Genomic DNA, 20283 nt, shown 5'->3' on the forward strand with positions numbered 1-20283 from the left:
ACAGGAGGAGAGGAACATGACGTTTTCAATAGAATGTAAAGAGGCAGCAGCAACATGGTGGAATGGAAGCTTTACGCATCCTTTTGTTAAAGGGATTGGAGATGGCACACTTTCACTTGATCGTTTCACCTATTATGTGATGCAGGATTCGTATTATTTAACTCATTTTGCAAAGGTGCAATCATATGGAGCGGCGATTAGTGAGGACTTACATACGACGGGCAGAATGGCATATCATGCCCAGGGCACGTATGAAGCAGAGCTGTCATTGCATAGAAAATTTACAGAGCTTCTGCAAATTTCTGATGAAGCCATTGAGAACTTTAAGCCTTCTCCCACTGCTTATGCGTATACCTCTCATATGTACCGATCTGTAAAAAGCGGACGGTTCGAAGAGATTTTAGCTGCGTTATTACCGTGTTACTGGCTCTATTATGAGGTGGGTGAAAAGCTGAAACAAACAACACCTGATCATCCGATTTATCAAGAATGGATTTTGACATATGGAGGCGATTGGTTTAAGGAACTCGTCTTTGAACAAGTCAACCGTTTTGATGAACTCGCAGAAAAAGCACCTGACCATGTACGGGCGAATATGAAAGAAAATTTTGTGATTTCAAGCTATTACGAATACCATTTTTGGGAGATGGCGTATCAAAAAGAAATGTGGCAAACAGCATGTTTAGATGGGGTTGGTGCAAATGGAACTCCACGCAGTGACAAATGATTCGCTTCCCGCAGATGAATTGATTCAACAAATAAAAGCCATCGCATCTGAAGTGGAATTTATTCATATCCGAGAACGGTCTAAAACAGCAAGTGAGCTTGTTGCTCTCGTGAAAAATCTTCTTTTAGAAGGTGTACCGAAGGAAAAGCTCGTGATCAATGATCGAGTCGACGTTGCGCTGCTCACCAATATTCACCGGGTACACCTTCCGGGTCACAGCTTTTCGCCAAAAGAGCTGCGGAACAAATTCCCTCACCTTCATGCGGGCGTGTCTGTTCATTCGATAGAAGAAGCGAAAGCGGCAGAGAGAAATGGAGCAGAGTATGTCATGTTTGGGCACGTATATGACACCTCATGTAAACCAGGACTTAAGGCAAGAGGTGTACAGCTTTTGAAAGAACTGACATCGGCATTGTCCATTCCGGTAGTGGCCATTGGCGGATTGACACCTGACCGAATTCCCGAAATGAAACACGCAAATGTGAAAGGGATTGCTGTCATGTCTGGTATTTTCACTCATCATCAGCCGCGCATGATGGCACAAGCATTTTCGAAAAAGGTAAAGGAGAATCCTTATGAAGAAGCATTATGACGTTGCAATCATTGGTGGTGGAATCATAGGGATGTCCATTGCCTATCATCTTGCAAAAGCAGGAAAGCAGGTCGTCTTATTTGAAGCGAATGAGATAGGGAAGCAAACGACAAGTGCGGCTGCGGGGATGCTCGGTGCTCATGCTGAAGGAGAGGGTTATGAGGATATTTTCTTTCAAGTAGGCAGAGCGAGCCAGGCTTTGTACAAGAAGTTAAAAATCGATCTTTTGCATGAATCAGGCATTGATATTCGAACATCAGCTGGCGGTATCATGAAGGTGGCCTTTACAGCAGAAGAGAAACAAGCCCTTTGCCGGATGCAGCATTTGTCTACATTTAAGTGGCTTGACGCTGGCAGCGTAAAAAAATGCATGCCTCAAATCACAGATCACATGCTGGGAGCAGGTTTGATTGAAGAGGATGTTCATGTAGAGCCTTATGCCGTATGCAGGGCATTATGGCAGGCATCGGTCCAGTACGGAGCCGATGTGAAGGAGTGTACACCTGTGATCGAAGTGAAGCAGGATAAAGAAACGTTAACTGTGAGAACAACGAAGGGCACAATCACATGTGATGACCTGGCAGTCGCGAGTGGTGTATGGTCTGGCCGCTTTTTTGAAGAGCTCGGATTATCTCATTCTCTTTATCCAGTAAAAGGGGAATGTGTGTCTGTATGGAATAACGGCCCAGCGCTTACGCACACCATTTACCATGACCATTGTTATATCGTTCAACGAGATAGCGGGAAGCTGGTCATCGGTGCAACGATGAAACCAAATGAGTGGGAGGCTGTTCCAACGCTTGGCGGTATGGAAGCTGTGATTCAAAAGGCGTCTCAGCTCATGCCTTCTATTAAGGAGATGCCGATTGAAGAGTGCTGGGCAGGCCTCAGACCGGCGACAAGCGACCGGCATCCCTATATCGGAAGACATCCAGAAGACAAGCGTATTCTTTTTGCCGCAGGGCATTATAGGAATGGTATTTTACTTGCGCCGATTACTGGAGAAATCATTCGTGACCTCATATTAGACGAACCAGTCAAAGAGGAATGGCTTCACGCATTTCGTATTGGACGAAAGGAGGCACTATTTGTATGAAAATTCAATTGAATGGCAGAATCGTTGATTTCGAACAAGAGAATGGAACGATTTATGACCTGCTATCAGCCTATCAGCTTGAAAACCGTGTGGTAATCGTTGAAAAGAACCAAGAAATCATTGATAAAGAAACGTTTCAACAAACAGAAATTCAACCAAATGACACGATAGAAATCGTTCATTTTGTAGGAGGAGGATGACCCAATGTTGCACATTGGCGGAAAAACATTCACATCAAGACTATTACTTGGAACAGGGAAATATCCATCATTTGAGGTTCAAAAAGAAGCGGTGAACGTTTCAGAAGCAGAAATTTTAACCTTTGCTGTTAGAAGAATGAACATTTTCGAAGCATCTCAGCCTAATTTTTTGGAGCAGCTTGATTTATCAGCATATACATTGCTTCCGAATACAGCTGGTGCAAGCACTGCGGAAGAGGCAGTACGTATTGCCCGTTTAGCAAAGGCCTCTGGACTGTGTGACATGATCAAAGTAGAAGTCATCGGCTGTTCAAGATCTCTTCTGCCAGATCCAGTCGAAACGTTAAAAGCATCTGAAATGCTACTCGAAGAAGGTTTCATTGTGCTGCCATATACATCTGATGATGTGGTGCTGGCAAGAAAACTAGAAGAACTCGGTGTCCACGCCATCATGCCAGGTGCTTCTCCCATTGGTTCAGGCCAAGGCTTACTAAATCCTCTGAATCTCTCCTTTATTATTGAGCAGGCGAAGGTACCGGTGATCATTGATGCTGGTGTAGGCTCTCCAAAGGATGCAGCTTATGCGATGGAGCTAGGGGCTGACGCTGTATTACTAAACACCGCTGTGTCTGGTGCAAAGGACCCTGTGAAAATGGCAAGAGCAATGAAGCTGGCGATTGAATCAGGAAGGCTGGGCTTTGAGGCAGGACGTATTCCATTGAAAAACTATGGGACAGCGAGCAGTCCGCAGGAAGGAATGCCAGCATTTTGAGCACACGTTATTCACGCCAAGAGCTTTTTCAGCCAATCGGTACAGAGGGGCAAAAGCGGCTAAAGAATGCAAAGGCTGTCATTATTGGAGCGGGGGCACTTGGAACAGCTAGTGCTGAAATGCTCGTTCGTGCCGGCGTTGGATCTGTCACCATTTTAGATCGGGACTATATTGAATGGAGCAACCTTCAGCGGCAGCAGCTTTACACGGAGCAGGACGTGCAGGAGCGGCTGCCAAAGGCTGTGGCTGCAGAAAAAAGACTCAAACAGGTAAACAGTGAAGTCAATGTGAGGGGAATTGTCATCGATGTGACGGCTCAACATATTGATGAACTTGTCAGCGGGGCTTCGATCATTGTGGATGCAGCGGATAATTTTGAGGTGAGAATGATCGCAAATGATGCCGCTGTCAAACATCAAATTCCGTTCCTTTATGGAGCCTGTGTCGCCAGCTATGGCATTCAATTTACTGTGATTCCTGGGGAAACGCCTTGTTTACACTGTCTGCTTGAACATTTACCCGCACAAGGCATGACTTGTGATACAGCCGGTATCATTAGTCCGGTTGTACAGCAGGTGGCGGCATATCAAGTGGCAGATGCACTTAAATATTTAACAGGACATCAAGTGACACCAATATTGAAATCGTTCGATTTATGGAAAAACGAACGGTCCGACATTCGGTCAGTGGCGTCTTTACAGAAAAAGCAATGTCCAAGCTGTGGACTGAAGACTTATCCATTTCTCTCATATGACAAGAGGGCGAAGGCAGATGTACTATGCGGCCGTAATACGGTACAAATCCGCAGTGCAGCAGAGGCGCCGCCTTTACATGAAGTGGCTCTTCGGTTAAAGAAAGCAGGGATGGATGTACTTGAAAATCCGTATTTGCTTTCTTGTCAAAAGAATGAGTATAAGCTTGTCTTATTTAAAGATGGCAGAGCGCTTGTACATGGTACAAATGATATTGCCAAAGCAAGAACCATTTATCATCAATGGATTGGCTAATGAGAGGTGAAAGGAAATGACGATCAAAAAAGCATTCACAATCGCGGGTTCTGATTCAGGCGGCGGAGCTGGCATTCAGGCAGATTTGAAAACTTTTCAGGAGCTCGGTGTATATGGAATGTCTGCGATTACAGCAATTACAGCGCAAAACACACTTGGTGTTCACGGGATATATCCACTTTCAATCGAGGCATTAGAGCGCCAAATAGATGCAGTGGCAGAAGATTTACGGCCAGATGCCGTCAAAACAGGGATGCTGTGGAGTGCAGAAATGATCAAGGTAGTAGCTGAAAAAACGGTGCAATATGAAATGAAGTTGATTGTAGATCCAGTCATGATTGCAAAAGGAGGGGCTTCTTTATTAAATGAAGATGCGGTCTCTGCGATGAAAACACATTTGCTGCCTGTGAGCTATGCTGTAACACCGAATCTTCCTGAGGCAGAAGTACTGACAGGCATACGTATTCAGACAAAAGAGGACCGCTTCTTAGCCGCAGAACGTCTTTATGAGCTCGGCACAAAACATGTCGTAATTAAAGGCGGTCACGGTCCATCTGATGGTATGATTACAGACCTGTTGTATGATGGAAAAGGCTTTATTGAAGTCACAAATGAACATATCGATACACCACATACACATGGCACAGGCTGCACGTTTGCAGCCGCATTAACAGCCGAAATTGCGAAAGGATATTCCATGAAGGAAGCCTTTGAAACAGCAGAAACCTTTGTCCATGAAGCCATTAAGTTTCCTTTGCATATTGGAGCTGGCCACGGGCCTACTAACCATTTTGCTTATCAGCAAAACAGGATGAAACGATAAGGAAATGGAACCGTCTTCACTTGCGAGGGCGGTTTTTTCATGAAAAAGAAACTTTCTTTCAAGCGGAAATTGTCATTCTCTTATGATCTGTGATAATATTATGATCAGGTACTAATACTATGTCTTGAAAAAATAGGAGGCTTTATTACATATGAACTTTTCTTTAGAAGGTCGTAATATCGTGGTGATGGGTGTTGCCAATAAACGAAGCATCGCTTGGGGAATTGCCCGCTCACTTCACGAAGCTGGAGCTCGTTTGATTTTTACTTATGTTGGAGATCGTCTTGCTGAATCTGTAAAAGAGCTTGCAAGCACACTTGAACGTGATGATTCAATCATTCTTCCATGTGATGTGACAAGTGATGAAGAAATCGAAAAATGTTTTGCTACAATCAAAGAAGAAGTACAAGTTATTCATGGTGTTGCGCATGCGATTGCATTTGCAAACAAGGAAGAGCTTGTCGGTGAATACTTGAACACGAACCGTGAAGGTTTCCTGTTGGCTCACAACATCAGTGCATACTCCTTAACAGCCGTAGCAAAAGCAGCACGCCCATTGATGACAGAGGGTGGAAGCATTGTGACGCTTACATACCTAGGCGGAGAGCGTGTTGTATCTAACTACAACGTAATGGGTGTAGCGAAAGCATCACTTGAAGCAAGTGTGAAATATTTAGCAGCTGATTTAGGCGCAGAAGGCATCCGTGTGAACAGTATTTCTGCTGGTCCAATTCGTACGTTATCTGCAAAAGGCATCAGCGGCTTTAATACAATTCTGAAGGATATTGAAGAGCGTGCACCGCTTCGTCGTACAACGACTCCTGAAGAAGTTGGCGATACAGCTCTATTCTTATTCAGTGATTTATCTCGCGGCATGACAGGTGAGACTCTGCACGTTGATTCTGGCTTCCATATCATTGCCCGCTAAATGAATACGTGACTTGCAGCATACCGAGAAGGGTATGCTGTTTTTTTATTTTTCTTCTGATTTGAGGCTTCCGTTCATATATATAAGGAATGAATCATTCGGGAGGGATTAGTATGTCAAATAAAGGTGATGAGAATCAAAAGCCGCTGATGTATATTGTTCAGCCGAGTTATCACGAATCAAAGCCGGCTATGCAACATATTGTGAGAAAGCGAAAGAAATCAGAAAAACAGCCAGAAAGTGATCACAATGCAAAAGACGAGATCGAAGAAAGTACGCAGCATGAGCCTGCGGCTCAAGAAATAGAGCAGAAGAAAGAATCAGAGCCGCCTGCACTTCAGCAAGAAAGAGATATCACACAAGAAGCTGAGTTTATAAAAGAACCAGAGATTACGCAAGAAGCCGAGCGTACACAGGAACAAGAGATCACACAAGAACCAGAGCTCATACAAAAGCGAGAGCCTCAGCAAGAAGAGGGAAACCAGCCAGAAGGTGTCTTTCATGAAACAAAAGAAGAACCTAAAAGAAAACGAGTGAAAAAGCCTTTAAGTCAGATGAGTATTGATGAAAAAGTCGATTTTCTCACAAGACTGCCTCATAATATGCCAAGAGCTCTTTGTCTGATTGAAGCTGATGGGAAAACATATAGAGGAATCATCATGGATCGAAAAGATGATATAGTGGTCATTCGTACAGCAGGTGGGGGAAATCCAGTCGAGTTAGCAATTGCTGAGATTACTTCCATCCACCCGTTAGGTTTTTAATAAAAGAAAAAAGTCCCATATAGGGACTTTTTTTGTTAGCAGTTACGGTTGATGAGTCGTGGATTTAGGCACTCGATTGCGCAGAAGCAGTCAAGGTCTACTTCAATGCAATACTTCGATTTTTCTAATCGGAACACATCACATACGGAATCTTTATCTGTAAAATCTAAAAGATGACGGTCTTTGTCAAATGCGATAAGCAAGCTGAGTGTTGCGCAGTGATCAGAGATGTGTTCGACTCTGAAAAATGCAGTGCTGAAGCAAGGGCCTGCATCTACTTCTCCGACGTTACCGAATGCGACAAATGGTTTTGATTTGGATGTAAAGAGAACAAACGGTACAGTGTCACCTAATGAATGTGATGGAGAAAGGAGATTGCTGTAACAGCTGGTCGGGCAATCTTCTTCGACGGCATTTTGCAAGTCGTTAATGTTTTCAACAGCCTCTGCTACACAGTTCCATGAATGTTTGCGGCTCATATTCAACCCTCCTATACTAGGAAATTTGTTTGAGTGTTTGAGCACTGTCATCATCTACAAGCTGTCTTTGTCGTTTAGCCGGTTGATGCATCTACTATCAATCAATGCGGAAGCAGCCGCTGTTTTACACTGACTGCTCCGCATGATTGACTGTCATTCGTGAGGAAGGGGATGCTCTGACTCATGACAAGTTAGACGAGCGGCCTGTTGAGTTAGCCGTGGTGATGATGCTTTTTATCTTTTGATGGCAGGACTCGGTCGACAAGCTCTGGGTTTAAGCATTGGATTGCGCAGAAGCAGTTTAGATCAACCTCAATACAAAAGTCCGTTTTTTCTAGACCAAAGAAGTCAGGATCACAAGGGTGACACACGCTCAGCGTATGTCCGTGTACATCAACAGGTCTTAATACAGATAACGTAGCACAGCAGTCGTGTAATTTTTCAACCCGGAAGAAAATGGATTCGAAGCATTGGCAATCGTCAACAAATCCTCCGATGTTTCCGAAAGTAGAGAACAATCCGCCCTTTTTATCAAAAAGTAAAAACGGAATCGTATCTTTTCCAGAAACGGTTGGGCTTAATAAATTACTGTAGCAGCTCGTAGGACATTTATCTTCTACAGCTTCCTGCTCTGCTAAAATCTTATCAACCGCATCGCATACACAGTTTTCATCATGTCGGCCATGGTGTTTTCCGCAGCTCATGGATTTCAGCTCCTTTAACAAGGTATTTGACTTTAGTCCTTAACAACATATGTATGCGCCCTCTAGTTGGTGTGGGTAAATGACCATTTATATTTGTTGTATTTTGATAAAAGGAAAAGCAGAGCTTTTCGCTCTGCTTTTGTACATTAGAGGATACCGATTGCAACGATTGTCGCAACAAGTGTTTGTGTAAGCGTTTGGATGGCGATCGAGATGTCCGCATCGATTGTAGATACTGTAACATTTCTTGAATTTTCGATAACAAGTTTTTGGCGGTTTGTTTGTTTGTGAGTAGCGGCTTGTAAGAGATCTTGCGTGACGCGGTCTGCCAAATCACCGTCAGCGATCGAGATATTTGTAATGGTAATAATCGCTGTTTGAATCGCTACTTGGATAGATGCTGCGACCTGTGCATCAACAGAAGATACGTTAATGTCACAAGAGTCTCTTACGATAATGACTTCTTCAGATGTCTGCTTTGTGAAGCTTACTTGATCTAATTCTTGTAAGGCATTTACATCATCATCATAATAATCGTCACAAAGTGCTTTTCTTTCATAGTTGTAATCGTCGTGGTGTCTGTGGTGTCCGTGGTGTGTACAGTTACGATCTAGAGCGACCCAAGAATATGGTTTAGAATCCATTTCTATTCCTCCTTCCGTTTACTTTATTAAATGCTGGAATGCGTGGTTTTGTCTCGGGCATTTACCCTAGCAGGCAACCCATTTTTATTTAATCGTTATTACGCTGCGCATCACGGCGCTGCTGAATACGATTTCGAAGTGAATTTCGTTTTGGACGTACTTGTGGTTCAGGTTCTACTTGTTCCTGATGTTTTGCTGCCTCAGCCTGCCTTTTTTTCTCCTGCTGCTGTTCTACGAAATCATTTGCTTTCTTTTGTAAGTCCTCCACTAATTTCAAGATCATTCTTCTTTGATCATCTGAGATATTTGCTTTCTGATCATCAGTGATATTGTTTTTGTTTAACACATCACTGACAAGAAGACTTGTTAATGGATCAATATCAGTATTGATTTGAAACTCCTTTTTTTCGTTCTCTTCAGCCACGATGATTTCACCTCTTTCATACGTCATGTTAGAAAAAGAAAGGGTCAAAGAATGCCGGCTTCAACTAAGAGCACATTCAATGTTTGAGTGAGAATTTGGACGGAGTTCATAATGGATGCATCTGATAATGTAATCGTAATGTTATAGCAGTTGATGATTTGAATCACAGTTTTCTTTTGAACTGTCACTTGTTGTGTAGCTAAAAGCTGATCTGTGATGTCAGCAGCTAATTCATCGTCTGGTACAAGAAGTTGGATTAAAAGAGTAATGATTGTCGTTACGGTCGCTTGAAGGGAGAGTGCAGCTGTTACATCTGTTTTATGAATTGTGACATTTTCGGAATCTTTGATCTCAATGAAATCATCATAATTGCTGATTAATTCGTTTAACAGTTGTGTATATAATATTTCAGCACTTTCTTCAATAGACAATACTTTCACTCCTTTCTTATCTATACATTATTTAATGCAGCAAGGACTCAAGTTGGAATCGGAAAGTGTGAAAAAGTACAACCCAATTTTATTTCCGCTCGATTCATCATGACGGTCTTTTTTCTTGCATATATAAAGAAAGGACGGAAAAAGAAGAAAGAAGGAGGTGGAGGCTTCTGAGCGGTGCTTTGTCATTTGTCATGTTTGCCCTCGCATCCTTTAGACTGACGAGGCTGATTGTGTTTGATACGATTACTGCCCCTTTCCGCCGTTTATTTCATGAGGAACAGGAAGAGGTAAACGAACAAGGTGAAGTCGAAACATACATCATCATTAAAGGAAAAGGACTGCGGTCTTGGATTGGAGAGCTGTTAAGCTGTTATTGGTGTACTGGTATGTGGTGCACTGCTGCTTTACTTTTGATATACATACTTTTTCCTGTTATCAGTATGTGGCTTAATTTACTTTTAGCGATTGCCGCAGCAGCAGGCATTATTGAAGCGGTCATCTCAAAGCTTGTGAAATAAACAGGCATTCTGATCAGACACGCTTTCAAAAAATGCATATACTATCATGGAATAGGAAAGGAAGGGTTGCGATGAAACCAAATGAAACGCCGGCACATACGCTTCAAGGTTATCCAGCGCAGTCAAACCAACAATCTGTTTATACGAAAAAAATCAAGAAAACAGGCTGCGGATGTGGAAAGAAAAAGAAACCTCAATAGAAGAGAAAACAAAAGCCGGATTTATCCGGTTTTTTTGTTGCCCTTTTTTTGAGTGATGCATATGTAAGAGAGAAGGGGTGACCAGAATGGATGCATTCGAACAATTAATCGGTTCCTTGTTCACAAAACCCCATGATGGGAAAGAACAAGCGCACGAAAAGGCTGAAATGGATCTAGCGGATAAAGCGAATGATCTTGAGGAGCACTTAAAAGCTTTTGGCGTGAAGATGGACGCTTTTGCGAAAGAAACAGAAGCATTCATGATACGTCATGGAGAGGCAGATTACGTCTTTAAACAGCAGAAATAAAAATTCCGCACTTTTTTATGTGATCGTCCAAACCATTTCTTTCGTTTTTCATACTTTGTAAGGGAGAAGAGGAGGTGCTTAAATATGAGTTACGGTTACGGTGGCGGTTATTGCGGAGGTTATGGCGGCGGCTACGGCGGCGGTTATGGTTCAACTTTTGTTCTTGTTGTCGTGTTGTTCATCCTTCTAATCATCGTTGGTGCTTCTTTCTTTAACTACTAAACAGTAAGAAGGTGAGGGAAGCAATGGGGGATCCTTTTGCTTTCCTTTCTCTTTGGTCAAAGAAGGCTTTAGGATAGGCACATATCCCGCCTATTTTCATATAGTAAGGTGACTACTCCACAAAGAGGAGGCAAATGAATGGATAATAAATTCTTTAAAAGTGTAGAAAACAAAACCGGTGTGAATATGAATGATGTCTTCAAGCTTGCTGGTTCGTTGCAAAATGCAAACTTTAAAGATGAGGATACCGTTCGAGGTGTCATTAAAAAAGTAGCGCAGCTTGCAAACAAACGCGTACCTAAAGAAATGGAAGACAAAATCGTTCAATCGATTACAAGTGGAAAAGAAAAGCTTGATTTCAATACAATCGCTAAAATGATGAACAACAAAAAATAAACAACAGGCTCTCCGCTTAAAGGGGAGCCTGTTGTTTTTGCGTGAATAATTCACGATTTTTCTTGAGAAGAGGATACAAAAAGCGAGAGCGATGAGCTGTTTTTCCTCGTCTAAATGATGGAACAGACAGATAAAGAGATTGTTCAGCTCTAGTCATGGCAACGTATAATAAACGGCGCTCTTCTTCCAAGGCTTGTTCATCACCATTTCTGAGTTCATCAAGTGAAAAATCATGAGGCAGTGCTCCGTCAACCACACAAGTGATGTACACGGTTTGGAATTCAAGTCCCTTTGCGCGGTGGATCGTCATGAGCTGAACACCTGGTTCATCTGTTTTTTCCTTTTCGGCAGACTTCATATGTTCTGCATGTGCGAGAAAAGCTTCAATTGTTTCAAAGCGTTTTGCGGCGGTTTTCACATCACGTACATCATCCGCCCCTTTTTCAAGTACATTCGTATCGTTCACTCGTTTTTTTAAGTAATCACCGAGTCCCATCTTTTGTTCAATAAACGCCACAGCGTCAGATGGCTTTAACGTTCGTAACGTTCGGAACATAGGAACGATCGATTGCAGTTTTTTTCGCTGAAACGGCTGAATATCTGTTAGCTTTCCAAGCGCGTCTATCATGGAACAATCTTCTGTGATGGTCAGGGCCTTCAGTGTGTTCAAGGTTTGCTGTTTTAAAAAGAAAACGGGCAGCAGCTGTTTCATGGCGGCCACATCGTCTGCATCTTGACTGAGAGAAAGAAAGGCGAGGAGAACCCGAACAATTCGTCTGCTGTAGAAGGCTTTAACACCAGCATCTGTCTCATACGGAATTGCTGATTGGTGAAGCCGTTCATAAATTGCGCGGCCGCCTGTATTGGTTCGAAACAGCACGCAGAAGTCATTCGGTTTTGCGCCGTTTTTAATTTTCTCTTGAATATCTGCGACAATCATGGTCGCTTCCTCTTCCTCGTCATATGGATAAAAGAGCGTTGGAGGAATTTTTTCCGCACGAACTGCTTTTAATGTTTTCTCATAACGATGCTGATTCTTCTTAATAATGGCATCTGCACTTGCGACAATCGTATGGTGAGAGCGGTAATTTGCATGTAAATGAACGATTTGAGCCGAAGGATAATCTCGTTTGAATTCAAGAATGAAAGCAGGATTGCTCCCTCTGAAGGCATAAATGGCTTGATCATCATCACCTACACAAAATAGTTGCTCGGACTCTCCGGCTAAAAGCTGAATCAATTGATATTGAACTGGATTAATATCCTGAAATTCATCCACCAAAATATACTGGAATCGTTCTTGATATCGTTTCAGCAGTTCAGGCTGTTCCGTCAGCATATGTAAGCAGGCAATCGCCATGTCATCAAAGTCAAATTGCTGATTATCTTGTTTTTGCTGCTCATATGATTGATAGATCGTCCATATGTGTTTTTCCTTTTCATCCTTCAGCTCAGGTAGTTCGCCTGGTAAAAAGGCATTTTTCCAATACCCGATCGACTGCAGCACTTGATCGGTAGGGTAGTCTTTCTCATCAAGTCCTTCATTTATAATGGCTTTCCGAATGTATTGCTCCTTTTGCCAATCAAACTTGATTAGATGCTGGCCGTTCCATTTGCTCGCGTCATCATGAAGCAGCATTTTATAAAAAAGACTATGGAAGGTGCCCGTCACCACTTGGCTGGCTTGTGAAGGATGAAGCTGGTATTGCTTCCTGAGTCTTTCTTTCATCTCACTGCTCGCTTTGGTCGTGAAGGTCACAAGTAAAATATGATGGGCAGGAATGTGATGTTGTGACATAAGATAAGCTGCTCTAGCCGTTAGGACTCTTGTTTTCCCGCTCCCGGCACCAGCCAGCACAAGCATCGGACCATCTTGATGTGTGACAGCTTGAAGCTGCGGTGTGCTAAAGGTGATATGCGGGAAGAGGTCGATCGTATGTACTTGTTCGTTCTCTTCTAAATGTAAGGCATCACTGAATTCAATGGATCTCGGTTCCTGCCAGTCGTACGATTCATTTGTCTGCGAGATGATTTGTTTCCCAGTTGGAAAACGGAAGCCGCCAAGTTCTTTGTAGGAAGCCCTTTCCTCTTGTTCTGCCGTTTTATTGTGATCTGCTTGTTCTTCAGCTTTTTCACAGAGCATTTGCTGAGATATATCCTTATGGATAAAGGCAGGTTCTTCATGTATATTTAATCTAAAAAAGACTGGTTGTCCGCAATATGGGCAGATTAGTTGTCCTTTTTTTCCCTCATCATGGAGGAATTGATAATGTTCTCTCGAATACGTATGTAATGAGATCGTTCGATCATGTCGTCGTGCGCATTTCAAAGCTAGTCCTCCAATAGTCAATCAATCTTAAATCGAAACACATCTAATCATATCAAATGAGGCGTGTTTCAAACAGTCATAATTAGGGAATAGTAGAGTAAGAGAGAAGCAAAAGGAGGCGTTCTTGATGGGATATATAGCCCCGATTCAGCCGGATCTGTATTTTCAGTATATCAATCGTCCAGCTCCTCAGGATAAAGAAGACTATGCGAAAGTAACTAAGGTTACCCGCACCTTTCATGACAAGATTTACAGAGAGCTGGAGAAAAAAGAGGACTTAGTGACAGAAGCGGAAACGAAAGTACAGCAAAAAAAGCGGGAACGCTTTGTACGAGATATGTTTATGGAGGAAGGAAAGGGTGTTCATATCAATACGTATGTATAAATGATTGCGCTTTCTTCCATTGGCGAACGATAATGAAAAAGAAAAAGCCAGGGCATCTTGAATGCTCTGGCTTTTCTTTTGGTTAAACAGACAGCATTTTTGTCATTTTGACATGTGTGATTCCTGCTTCTTCAAACGGTTCAGACACGGCTTTGTAGCCTTTCTTTTCGTAGAAAGGAAGCGCCTGAACTTGTGCATGCATCACCGCTTCTTTTGCTCCATTCACTATCGCTTCTTTTTCTAGCGCTTCTAATAGTTTGTGGCCAAGGCCGAAAGAGCGCGCCTCTTTTAACACGCAAATTCTTTCCAGCTTTGCCTTTGAATCCTCAATGATCCGAAGTCGAGCGGCTGCCTGAGGTTTCTTGTCATCATTATAGATAACAAAGTGGATGGCTTTGTCTTCTAGTTCATCTATTTCGATCTCCATTGGAACTTCTTGTTCTTTGACAAATACTTCTTTTCGAACGTAATATGCATCTTCTCGTTGTGTTTGTTCTGTTACGATGACTGTTTTCAAATGTCTTTAACCCTCTTCTCCTAAAATAAATGTTTCATAGACGGTCCAAGATCCGTTCTCTAATTGATATAAAAGGTGGAAGCGATCCACTGTTTCTTCATGGTCAATCTTTCTCAGCTTTAATGTGCCAAGTACGTCTGAATGCTCATCATCTGATAGTTTTTGGGCCACTGTCACATGTGGAACAAAGGCATATTCAGGGGTACCAGCAAGTGGATCTGCGTACAATCTTTCATTGAGCGCCATGATGTCCTTGTTCGGTTCTACTTTCATATAAATGACGTTGTTTACAGGAGCGAATGAACTGAATTTTTTAATACGTAACGTAATAGGAGAAGCATTTTTTGCATACTCTCTTAATGTTGAGACGACCTCAGCCGCTTCTAGATCCGTTAATTCAAAAGGTGTTCTTAATGTTAAATGCGGCGGTATGAGTGCATAGTTCGGATCATAACGCTTCCGATAAGAGTTCGCAATATCTTGCAATTTTTTTGATGGAAATAAAACAACTCCGTATTTCATCATGTTCCCTCCTGAATAAGAAAGTATTTATTATTGTTTATTATAACAAAATTCAGTTGATTAACGAATATGGGAGCATTCTTTTTAACGAAGGCGCAATGAGCGGCTGCCAAAACGTCCATTTATGATCCCCTTCGAATGTTTCAAATAAATAATCAGCCCCAGATTGTTCAAGAAGGACCTTTAAATCTTCGTTCGGCTGAACAAAATCAAGCACTTGGCCATCTGTTGTTTTTACAGCTGTTTCTTCCAGCCCAATTTGATGGATAATGGCATAATGAGAAAGGGCTGTCGACTGTTTGACGGCTTCAAGGACCGACTCGTCAACGTAAGGAGACTGCAAAATCAGCCCGCCAAATAAAGAAGGATAGTCAATGGCTGTCATCAGGGAAATCGTCGCACCCAGCGAATCACCAATAAACGTACGTCCTGATCCTATTTGATAGGTTGGGTAGTGTTCATCAATATAAGGGACAAGTTCATTTGCTAAAAAGCGTTTATACGCTTCAAACTTTGTGCCGTCTGGATGATACGTGTTCCGCCTTTCCGTGACATTTTCATAAGGGACACCAATGATAATCGTGCGTTCCATTTCTTTGTTTTGCATCAATTCTTCTGCCTGTCTGCCGATTCTGCCTAGGCGGAAATAATCATGACCATCTTGGGCAATGATGACATGATATGTATAAAGGGGGGAGTAATTGACTGGCAAATAGATCAAAATGTTCATGTCCGCCCCAAGTTCTTTTGACTGTATGGTTTCTTCTTGAATGATTCCTGTTTTCTTCACCATAATCCATTCCTCCAGCTAACCGAATTCATCACAAAGTGAAACGTTTCCATTCATTGTAACATGAAAAACAGCGTTGTTCCTATATGCTAACATGCAATCACACTGTCTGACATCGAATCTGGTATAAAATACAGAAATTTTTAATTAATCATGACATTGCCCCTTGAAAAATGAGATTTAATGGGTTACAGTATTAAGAATTAGAACAGACAGACAACACATTCTTATCGTGAGAGGTGGAGGGACTGGCCCTTTGAAACCTCAGCAACCGGTATGCATCACTTCATGTGATGTACCAAGGTGCTAAATCCAGCAAGCAGCTTTTTTGCTTGGAAGATAAGAGGAAGCGATTAAACCCCTTCTTCTTATGAAGAAGGGGTTTTCTGTTTTGAAATCAGATTTTAATTAGGATGGTGTCAAATGACAGAACATGTGGAAACGAAATTAGCGCAAATTGGAAACCGTAGTGAAGAGGTGACTGGCACTGTCAGTCCGCCCATTTATCTTTCGACAGCATATAGACATAGGGGCATAGGAGAATCAACAGGATTTGATTACATTCGAACGAAAAATCCAACTAGACAGCTTGTAGAGGATGCAATTGCTTCACTCGAAGAAGGGACGGCCGGTTTTGCCTTCAGTTCGGGAATGGCTGCAATCCAAACGATTATGGCTCTATTTGAAAGTGGAGATGAACTCATCGTCTCATCAGACCTATATGGCGGTACATACCGTTTGTTTGAAAACGAATGGAAAAAGTACGGCTTACGTTTTCTTTATGATGATTTCTCAGATGAAGACTGTTTACGCTCTAAAATCACGCCAAACACAAAAGCGGTCTTTATTGAAACGCCAACAAATCCACTGATGCAGGAAGCAGATATTCAAAAAATAGCGAAGATTGCAAAAGAATATGGCGCTTTGGTCATTGTTGATAACACCTTCTACACACCAGTTTTGCAAAAGCCGATTACACTTGGTGCGGACATTGTCATTCATAGCGCAACCAAATATTTGGGCGGACACAATGATGTCCTTGCCGGGCTTGTCGTGACAAAGGGAGAGCAGCTGTCTGAAGACATGTTCCAGCATCAAAACGCAATAGGAGCGGTTTTAGCGCCATTTGACTCATGGCTTTTAATGAGAGGAATGAAAACGCTGGCTCTTAGAATGCGCCAGCACGAGGCAAATGCGAAGGAACTGGCACAGTTTTTAGAGGAGCAGCCAGAAATTCAAGATGTGCTTTACCCAGGAAAGGGAGGAATGCTCTCATTCCGTGTAGCCGAAGAGGATTGGGTCAATCCATTTTTAAAGCAGCTGAAAACAATTTGTTTTGCTGAAAGCCTTGGCGGAGTCGAAAGCTTTATTACGTATCCTGCGACGCAAACACACATGGACATCCCAGAAGAGATTCGGATTGCAAACGGCGTGTGTAACAAGCTGCTCCGTTTCTCTGTTGGTATTGAGCATGTCGATGACCTGAAAGCAGATCTGAAACAGGCACTATCACAAGTGAAAGAGGAGGTACACGCCAAATGACCACACACGAATGGACCCTTGAAACACAACTCGTTCATAATGCGTTTAAAACAGACCGTTCCACAGGTGCAGTCAGTGTACCGATTCAGCATGCGTCCACGTTTCACCAAAGCAGCTTTGATGAGTTTGGTCAATATGACTACTCCAGATCAGGGACTCCTACACGCCAAGCATTAGAGGATACGATTGCGGCGCTGGAAGGAGGAACGAGAGGGCTTGCCTTTGCATCAGGCATGGCAGCCATTTCGACTGCTTTTCTTCTATTATCTAAGGGAGATCATGTCCTTGTGACAAGAGATGTGTACGGCGGTACATTTCGAATGATCACTCAAGTTCTTTCGAGATTTGGGATTGAGCATACCTTTGTGGATATGACGGATTTAAGTGAAGTCAAAAAAGGCATTCAATCGAATACGAAGGTCATATACATGGAAACACCGTCAAACCCTACTCTAGGTATTACGGATATTGAGGGCGTCGTCCAGCTTGCGAAAGAGCATGACTGTCTGACTTTCTTAGATAATACGTTCTTAACACCTGCGCTTCAGCGTCCGCTGGACCTTGGCGTTGACGTTGTCCTGCACAGTGCTACGAAGTTTTTAAGCGGCCACAGTGATGTGCTGTCAGGCTTAGCCGTGGTGAAAGATGAGAAGCTTGGAGAGGAACTCTATTCGCTCCAAAACTCCTTCGGTGCAGTCCTTGGCGTGCAGGATTGCTGGCTTGTGTTAAGAGGGTTAAAAACCCTTCAAGTCAGATTAGAAAAAGCAAGCCAAACGGCATTCGAACTGGCTTCATTTCTTAAAGAACATCCTGTGGTGAAAAAAGTATACTACCCAGGCTTAGAGGACCATCCAGGTGCAGACATTCAGCGAAAGCAGGCAAGCGGAGCAGGGGCTGTTCTTTCATTTGAACTAGAAAACCAAGCGGCTGTCAAAGAATTGGTGGATGCCGTCACATTACCTGTATTCGCCGTCAGCCTCGGGGCCGTCGAATCCATTTTGTCCTATCCAGCCAAAATGTCACATGCCGCTATGCCGAAAGAAGAAAGAGAAAAAAGAGGAATTACAGATGGGCTGCTTCGATTAAGTGTTGGAGTCGAAAACGGAGAAGACCTTAAACGCGACTTCAAACAAGCACTCGATCAACTAAAGCCCGTCCTTGTCAACCAATCATAAAAGAGAGAAAAAAGCCGGCATCGCCGCCGGCTTTTTGACCTTTTTTAAACAAAACCATTGACGCATTAATATGATGGTTATATAATAGAGACTGTCAGTAACAGAAAGCCCAGAACTGATACATAACCCGATTCCGTAGCTCAGCTGGGAGAGCGCTACCTTGACAGGGTAGAGGTCGCTGGTTCGAGCCCAGTCGGAATCATATAAAAAGACGTTGATACAGAGCCATTCTTGAGATAATCGAGAATGGCTTTTGTATTTCTAAAAACGAATAGGTAACAAAGATGAAAGGAACGGCTGTAAAGCAAATTCAAGAAGCATTAGCTGCACTCTATTTTTACCCTGATAAAGAAAAACAATGGTATTGATGGATACTACGGAACGAAAACAGCTGATGCAGTAAAACGATTCCAGTCTATGCATGGTTTAGTACCTGACGGAATCTATGGTGATAAAACTAGAGCAAATCTTACATCATTATTGAAGTAAATAAATAGTCTTCTTGAATTGATCGAGAGGACTGGTTTGTTTATTTAGCCTTTTTTATATTTGTACATTAGGTGTGAAGCGAATTCATAAAACTCTTTTGAAGCCATAACTTCTTTAAAGAATTTTTGCACTTCTGGTGTTACCTGTGTAGAAATGTTATAGTTCTCAATTGCTTCTTTTCTTCTCTTTGGTCTGTTTTCTTGCTGCTCGCTCATGTTGATCACCTCTATAAACAAGTATGTCCAGAGAGGAGAGAGACGTCTATATGTAAATGATGGAAACTGACTACTTTGTACTTTTGAATAAAACAATGACTTTTCCCTATTTACTGTAAAAAATATCTATGTATACTTTGTAGTGATGTGTTTACATAGGAGGATGAGTGATGAAGTTTTGTACAAGGTGGTTAATTAGATTATTAGTCTTAGCTTTATTACTTAGCGTATTTCCATCTAACACTTTTGCAGAAGAAGTATCTAGTGTTAGTTATTATCCAGGTGAGAACAAGCAAGATTTAAAGGATCTTGAATTGACGCTTCTAGTTGCAATGCCTGAATTTCAAGGAGTGACTAAGAAGCTCGATGGCGATATTCAAACAAAGGCTGGTCAAACTAAGGTAATAAAAGAAGCCGTTCGATATGCGCTTAAAAATAAGCACAAGTTATTTAAAACCGTTGAAATTTTCAGTAATAAGAGAACAGCTCGTTCTCTAGAGATTAGATGGAATAAATATGTTGAACCAGGATTGAAGGAGCTTTTAAAATGGGATAAGCTCGTTTGGAGGTCTGTTAAAGATGCAATTTACAGAGCGTTAAGAGCTGGAAAACTTTCTGAAACAACATCTGAGAGTATTTCTTTTTGGGTAGTTGAAGCACTAAAATGGATTGCATAAAAGGAGAGATAAATAATGGCTGGAAATGATATTCATGACATCATTGCACAACAAGCTTTATTAACAAGTGCAGTCGTCAAACTATACGATAAACTTGCGCCAGATGAAATTAATACTGATATTGTCTATCTTAGACAAGGATGGAGAAATGATGAGATAGACGAATTCAGTAGCTATATTGCTAGACTGAAGATGGAAAAAGCATCACCCACATTTAAAGAAGCTAAAGAAAAAATTAAAGAAATTAGAACGATAGAGCCGACTAATGATGAAATTAAAGCTTTGTTCCAAGCGTATAAAAATATTAGGATTGTTGGTGCATCAGAAACCAAAAACATATTGAAATAAATTGAGCTGCTTATGCGGCTCTTTTTTGTGCAAAAAACCACCTACACATG

General features: G+C 42.1%; 29 protein-coding genes, 1 tRNA gene, 1 pseudogene and 1 riboswitch. Of the genes and pseudogenes, 21 read left to right on the top strand and 10 right to left on the bottom strand.

Features of this window, described 5'->3' with window-relative positions:
* Positions 1-16 precede the first annotated feature (16 nt).
* The 9 genes from tenA (at position 17) to AKG37_RS15475 (ending at position 6909) form a co-directional block, all read left to right on the top strand.
* Positions 17-727, top strand: a complete 711-nt coding sequence (tenA, locus tag AKG37_RS15435; RefSeq protein ID WP_060699610.1) for a thiaminase II — start codon at positions 17-19, stop codon at positions 725-727.
* Positions 702-1319, top strand: a complete 618-nt coding sequence (gene tenI / locus AKG37_RS15440) for a thiazole tautomerase TenI (protein ID WP_060699675.1) — start codon at positions 702-704, stop codon at positions 1317-1319. The genes tenA and tenI overlap by 26 nt, the downstream gene beginning before the upstream one ends.
* The gene (thiO, locus tag AKG37_RS15445; protein ID WP_060699611.1) at positions 1303-2415 is read left to right on the top strand and encodes a glycine oxidase ThiO; all 1113 of its coding nucleotides are present in this window, start codon (positions 1303-1305) and stop codon (positions 2413-2415) included. The genes tenI and thiO overlap by 17 nt, the downstream gene beginning before the upstream one ends.
* Positions 2412-2615 carry a sulfur carrier protein ThiS gene (gene thiS, locus AKG37_RS15450; protein ID WP_060699612.1) on the top strand — a complete coding sequence of 68 codons (204 nt, stop codon included), beginning with the start codon at positions 2412-2414 and terminating at the stop codon, positions 2613-2615. The genes thiO and thiS overlap by 4 nt, the downstream gene beginning before the upstream one ends.
* A 4-nt stretch (positions 2616-2619) precedes the next feature.
* The gene (locus tag AKG37_RS15455) at positions 2620-3387 is read left to right on the top strand and encodes a thiazole synthase (protein WP_060699613.1); all 768 of its coding nucleotides are present in this window, start codon (positions 2620-2622) and stop codon (positions 3385-3387) included.
* Positions 3384-4394, top strand: coding sequence for a thiazole biosynthesis adenylyltransferase ThiF (locus tag AKG37_RS15460; RefSeq protein WP_060699614.1), 1011 nt, complete (start codon positions 3384-3386; stop codon positions 4392-4394). The genes AKG37_RS15455 and AKG37_RS15460 overlap by 4 nt, the downstream gene beginning before the upstream one ends.
* Before the next feature lie 16 nt (positions 4395-4410).
* Entirely contained in the window at positions 4411-5217 is an 807-nt protein-coding gene (thiD, locus tag AKG37_RS15465; protein WP_060699615.1) for a bifunctional hydroxymethylpyrimidine kinase/phosphomethylpyrimidine kinase, read from the top strand.
* 151 nt (positions 5218-5368) lie between these two features.
* Positions 5369-6145 (top strand): enoyl-ACP reductase FabI, encoded by a 777-nt coding sequence (fabI, locus tag AKG37_RS15470; RefSeq protein WP_060699616.1) that lies wholly within the window; start codon positions 5369-5371, stop codon positions 6143-6145.
* Between the two features lie 113 nt (positions 6146-6258).
* Positions 6259-6909 (top strand): CotO family spore coat protein, encoded by a 651-nt coding sequence (locus AKG37_RS15475; RefSeq protein WP_060699617.1) that lies wholly within the window; start codon positions 6259-6261, stop codon positions 6907-6909.
* 35 nt (positions 6910-6944) lie between these two features.
* Here AKG37_RS15475 and AKG37_RS15480 read toward each other — a convergent pair whose 3' ends face one another.
* The 5 genes from AKG37_RS15480 to AKG37_RS15500 form a co-directional block, all read right to left on the bottom strand.
* Positions 6945-7388 (bottom strand): CotY/CotZ family spore coat protein, encoded by a 444-nt coding sequence (locus AKG37_RS15480; RefSeq protein WP_060699618.1) that lies wholly within the window; start codon positions 7386-7388, stop codon positions 6945-6947.
* 212 nt (positions 7389-7600) lie between these two features.
* Positions 7601-8092, bottom strand: a complete 492-nt coding sequence (locus AKG37_RS15485; RefSeq protein ID WP_060699619.1) for a CotY/CotZ family spore coat protein — start codon at positions 8090-8092, stop codon at positions 7601-7603.
* Between the two features lie 146 nt (positions 8093-8238).
* Entirely contained in the window at positions 8239-8736 is a 498-nt protein-coding gene (locus AKG37_RS15490) for a spore coat protein (protein ID WP_060699620.1), read from the bottom strand.
* A gap of 88 nt (positions 8737-8824) precedes the next feature.
* Entirely contained in the window at positions 8825-9160 is a 336-nt protein-coding gene (locus AKG37_RS15495; protein WP_060699676.1) for a hypothetical protein, read from the bottom strand.
* Positions 9161-9204: 44 nt separating this feature from the next.
* Positions 9205-9591, bottom strand: coding sequence for a spore coat protein (locus tag AKG37_RS15500; RefSeq protein ID WP_060699621.1), 387 nt, complete (start codon positions 9589-9591; stop codon positions 9205-9207).
* Between the two features lie 200 nt (positions 9592-9791).
* Here AKG37_RS15500 and AKG37_RS15505 point away from each other — a divergent pair, with 200 nt between their 5' ends.
* The 5 genes from AKG37_RS15505 to spoVIF all read left to right on the top strand — a co-directional run bounded on the left by AKG37_RS15505 (position 9792) and on the right by spoVIF (position 11244).
* Positions 9792-10118 (top strand): DUF1360 domain-containing protein, encoded by a 327-nt coding sequence (locus tag AKG37_RS15505; protein WP_060699622.1) that lies wholly within the window; start codon positions 9792-9794, stop codon positions 10116-10118.
* A gap of 71 nt (positions 10119-10189) precedes the next feature.
* Positions 10190-10318, top strand: coding sequence for a hypothetical protein (locus AKG37_RS19330; RefSeq protein ID WP_273700898.1), 129 nt, complete (start codon positions 10190-10192; stop codon positions 10316-10318).
* Between the two features lie 86 nt (positions 10319-10404).
* On the top strand, positions 10405-10626 hold the full coding sequence (locus AKG37_RS15510; protein ID WP_060699623.1) for a hypothetical protein: 222 nt from the start codon (positions 10405-10407) through the stop codon (positions 10624-10626).
* Positions 10627-10710: 84 nt separating this feature from the next.
* Complete coding sequence (locus tag AKG37_RS18645) at positions 10711-10848, top strand: YjcZ family sporulation protein (RefSeq protein ID WP_077233732.1); 138 nt, start codon at positions 10711-10713, stop codon at positions 10846-10848.
* A 138-nt stretch (positions 10849-10986) separates the two neighbouring features.
* Positions 10987-11244 (top strand): sporulation-specific transcription regulator SpoVIF, encoded by a 258-nt coding sequence (gene spoVIF, locus AKG37_RS15515; protein WP_060699624.1) that lies wholly within the window; start codon positions 10987-10989, stop codon positions 11242-11244.
* 16 nt (positions 11245-11260) lie between these two features.
* Here spoVIF and AKG37_RS15520 read toward each other — a convergent pair whose 3' ends face one another.
* The gene (locus tag AKG37_RS15520) at positions 11261-13573 is read right to left on the bottom strand and encodes a UvrD-helicase domain-containing protein (protein ID WP_060699625.1); all 2313 of its coding nucleotides are present in this window, start codon (positions 13571-13573) and stop codon (positions 11261-11263) included.
* 127 nt (positions 13574-13700) lie between these two features.
* Between AKG37_RS15520 and AKG37_RS15525 the strand changes: the two genes are divergently transcribed.
* Positions 13701-13958: a hypothetical protein gene (locus AKG37_RS15525; RefSeq protein WP_060699626.1), complete on the top strand. Its 258-nt coding sequence runs from the start codon at positions 13701-13703 to the stop codon at positions 13956-13958.
* Between the two features lie 82 nt (positions 13959-14040).
* Here AKG37_RS15525 and AKG37_RS15530 read toward each other — a convergent pair whose 3' ends face one another.
* The 3 genes from AKG37_RS15530 to AKG37_RS15540 are packed head-to-tail and all read right to left on the bottom strand — an operon-like array spanning position 14041 to position 15790.
* Entirely contained in the window at positions 14041-14475 is a 435-nt protein-coding gene (locus AKG37_RS15530; RefSeq protein ID WP_060699627.1) for a GNAT family N-acetyltransferase, read from the bottom strand.
* A gap of 6 nt (positions 14476-14481) precedes the next feature.
* On the bottom strand, positions 14482-14997 hold the full coding sequence (locus tag AKG37_RS15535; RefSeq protein ID WP_060699628.1) for a YjcG family protein: 516 nt from the start codon (positions 14995-14997) through the stop codon (positions 14482-14484).
* A 52-nt stretch (positions 14998-15049) separates the two neighbouring features.
* The gene (locus AKG37_RS15540; RefSeq protein ID WP_060699629.1) at positions 15050-15790 is read right to left on the bottom strand and encodes an alpha/beta hydrolase; all 741 of its coding nucleotides are present in this window, start codon (positions 15788-15790) and stop codon (positions 15050-15052) included.
* Between the two features lie 221 nt (positions 15791-16011).
* Positions 16012-16133, top strand: a riboswitch (SAM riboswitch).
* Positions 16134-16210: 77 nt separating this feature from the next.
* Here AKG37_RS15540 and AKG37_RS15545 point away from each other — a divergent pair.
* From AKG37_RS15545 to AKG37_RS15560, 4 genes and pseudogenes are all read left to right on the top strand, one after another.
* Positions 16211-17329: a methionine biosynthesis PLP-dependent protein gene (locus AKG37_RS15545; RefSeq protein ID WP_060699630.1), complete on the top strand. Its 1119-nt coding sequence runs from the start codon at positions 16211-16213 to the stop codon at positions 17327-17329.
* Positions 17326-18504 carry a cystathionine beta-lyase gene (gene metC, locus AKG37_RS15550; protein WP_060699631.1) on the top strand — a complete coding sequence of 393 codons (1179 nt, stop codon included), beginning with the start codon at positions 17326-17328 and terminating at the stop codon, positions 18502-18504. Before AKG37_RS15545 ends, metC begins: the two co-directional genes overlap by 4 nt.
* Positions 18505-18633: 129 nt before the next feature.
* Positions 18634-18706: transfer RNA gene (locus AKG37_RS15555), tRNA-Val, on the top strand.
* 85 nt (positions 18707-18791) lie between these two features.
* Positions 18792-18993, top strand: a pseudogene (locus AKG37_RS15560) (peptidoglycan-binding domain-containing protein); the annotation flags it as partial.
* Positions 18994-19037: 44 nt separating this feature from the next.
* Here the strand turns inward: AKG37_RS15560 and AKG37_RS18945 are convergent.
* Positions 19038-19208: a hypothetical protein gene (locus tag AKG37_RS18945; RefSeq protein WP_160316326.1), complete on the bottom strand. Its 171-nt coding sequence runs from the start codon at positions 19206-19208 to the stop codon at positions 19038-19040.
* A 170-nt stretch (positions 19209-19378) separates the two neighbouring features.
* Between AKG37_RS18945 and AKG37_RS15565 the strand changes: the two genes are divergently transcribed.
* Positions 19379-19885, top strand: a complete 507-nt coding sequence (locus AKG37_RS15565) for a hypothetical protein (RefSeq protein WP_060699632.1) — start codon at positions 19379-19381, stop codon at positions 19883-19885.
* Positions 19886-19900: 15 nt separating this feature from the next.
* Positions 19901-20233: a hypothetical protein gene (locus AKG37_RS15570; protein WP_060699633.1), complete on the top strand. Its 333-nt coding sequence runs from the start codon at positions 19901-19903 to the stop codon at positions 20231-20233.
* The last annotated feature ends 50 nt before the right edge of the window (positions 20234-20283 follow it).

Origin of the sequence: Bacillus australimaris (genome assembly GCF_001307105.1) — a bacterium.
GTDB lineage: Bacteria > Bacillota > Bacilli > Bacillales > Bacillaceae > Bacillus > Bacillus australimaris.

Bases quoted from the DNA above. Each gene is read 5' to 3' on its own strand.
- AKG37_RS18945 (WP_160316326.1), bottom strand. From the start codon at position 19,208: ATGAGCGAGCAGCAAGAAAACAGACCAAAGAGAAGAAAAGAAGCAATT.
- AKG37_RS19330 (WP_273700898.1), top strand. From the start codon at position 10,190: ATGAAACCAAATGAAACGCCGGCACATACGCTTCAAGGTTATCCAGCG.
- tenA (WP_060699610.1), top strand. From the start codon at position 17: ATGACGTTTTCAATAGAATGTAAAGAGGCAGCAGCAACATGGTGGAAT.
- AKG37_RS15485 (WP_060699619.1), bottom strand. From the start codon at position 8,092: ATGAGCTGCGGAAAACACCATGGCCGACATGATGAAAACTGTGTATGC.
- AKG37_RS15565 (WP_060699632.1), top strand. From the start codon at position 19,379: ATGAAGTTTTGTACAAGGTGGTTAATTAGATTATTAGTCTTAGCTTTA.
- AKG37_RS15545 (WP_060699630.1), top strand. From the start codon at position 16,211: ATGACAGAACATGTGGAAACGAAATTAGCGCAAATTGGAAACCGTAGT.
- AKG37_RS15480 (WP_060699618.1), bottom strand. From the start codon at position 7,388: ATGAGCCGCAAACATTCATGGAACTGTGTAGCAGAGGCTGTTGAAAAC.
- tenI (WP_060699675.1), top strand. From the start codon at position 702: ATGGAACTCCACGCAGTGACAAATGATTCGCTTCCCGCAGATGAATTG.
- thiD (WP_060699615.1), top strand. From the start codon at position 4,411: ATGACGATCAAAAAAGCATTCACAATCGCGGGTTCTGATTCAGGCGGC.
- thiS (WP_060699612.1), top strand. From the start codon at position 2,412: ATGAAAATTCAATTGAATGGCAGAATCGTTGATTTCGAACAAGAGAAT.
- metC (WP_060699631.1), top strand. From the start codon at position 17,326: ATGACCACACACGAATGGACCCTTGAAACACAACTCGTTCATAATGCG.
- AKG37_RS15475 (WP_060699617.1), top strand. From the start codon at position 6,259: ATGTCAAATAAAGGTGATGAGAATCAAAAGCCGCTGATGTATATTGTT.
- AKG37_RS15490 (WP_060699620.1), bottom strand. From the start codon at position 8,736: ATGGATTCTAAACCATATTCTTGGGTCGCTCTAGATCGTAACTGTACA.
- AKG37_RS15505 (WP_060699622.1), top strand. From the start codon at position 9,792: ATGTTTGCCCTCGCATCCTTTAGACTGACGAGGCTGATTGTGTTTGAT.
- AKG37_RS15540 (WP_060699629.1), bottom strand. From the start codon at position 15,790: ATGGTGAAGAAAACAGGAATCATTCAAGAAGAAACCATACAGTCAAAA.
- AKG37_RS15525 (WP_060699626.1), top strand. From the start codon at position 13,701: ATGGGATATATAGCCCCGATTCAGCCGGATCTGTATTTTCAGTATATC.
- AKG37_RS15455 (WP_060699613.1), top strand. From the start codon at position 2,620: ATGTTGCACATTGGCGGAAAAACATTCACATCAAGACTATTACTTGGA.
- thiO (WP_060699611.1), top strand. From the start codon at position 1,303: ATGAAGAAGCATTATGACGTTGCAATCATTGGTGGTGGAATCATAGGG.
- fabI (WP_060699616.1), top strand. From the start codon at position 5,369: ATGAACTTTTCTTTAGAAGGTCGTAATATCGTGGTGATGGGTGTTGCC.
- spoVIF (WP_060699624.1), top strand. From the start codon at position 10,987: ATGGATAATAAATTCTTTAAAAGTGTAGAAAACAAAACCGGTGTGAAT.
- AKG37_RS18645 (WP_077233732.1), top strand. From the start codon at position 10,711: ATGAGTTACGGTTACGGTGGCGGTTATTGCGGAGGTTATGGCGGCGGC.
- AKG37_RS15570 (WP_060699633.1), top strand. From the start codon at position 19,901: ATGGCTGGAAATGATATTCATGACATCATTGCACAACAAGCTTTATTA.
- AKG37_RS15535 (WP_060699628.1), bottom strand. From the start codon at position 14,997: ATGAAATACGGAGTTGTTTTATTTCCATCAAAAAAATTGCAAGATATT.
- AKG37_RS15510 (WP_060699623.1), top strand. From the start codon at position 10,405: ATGGATGCATTCGAACAATTAATCGGTTCCTTGTTCACAAAACCCCAT.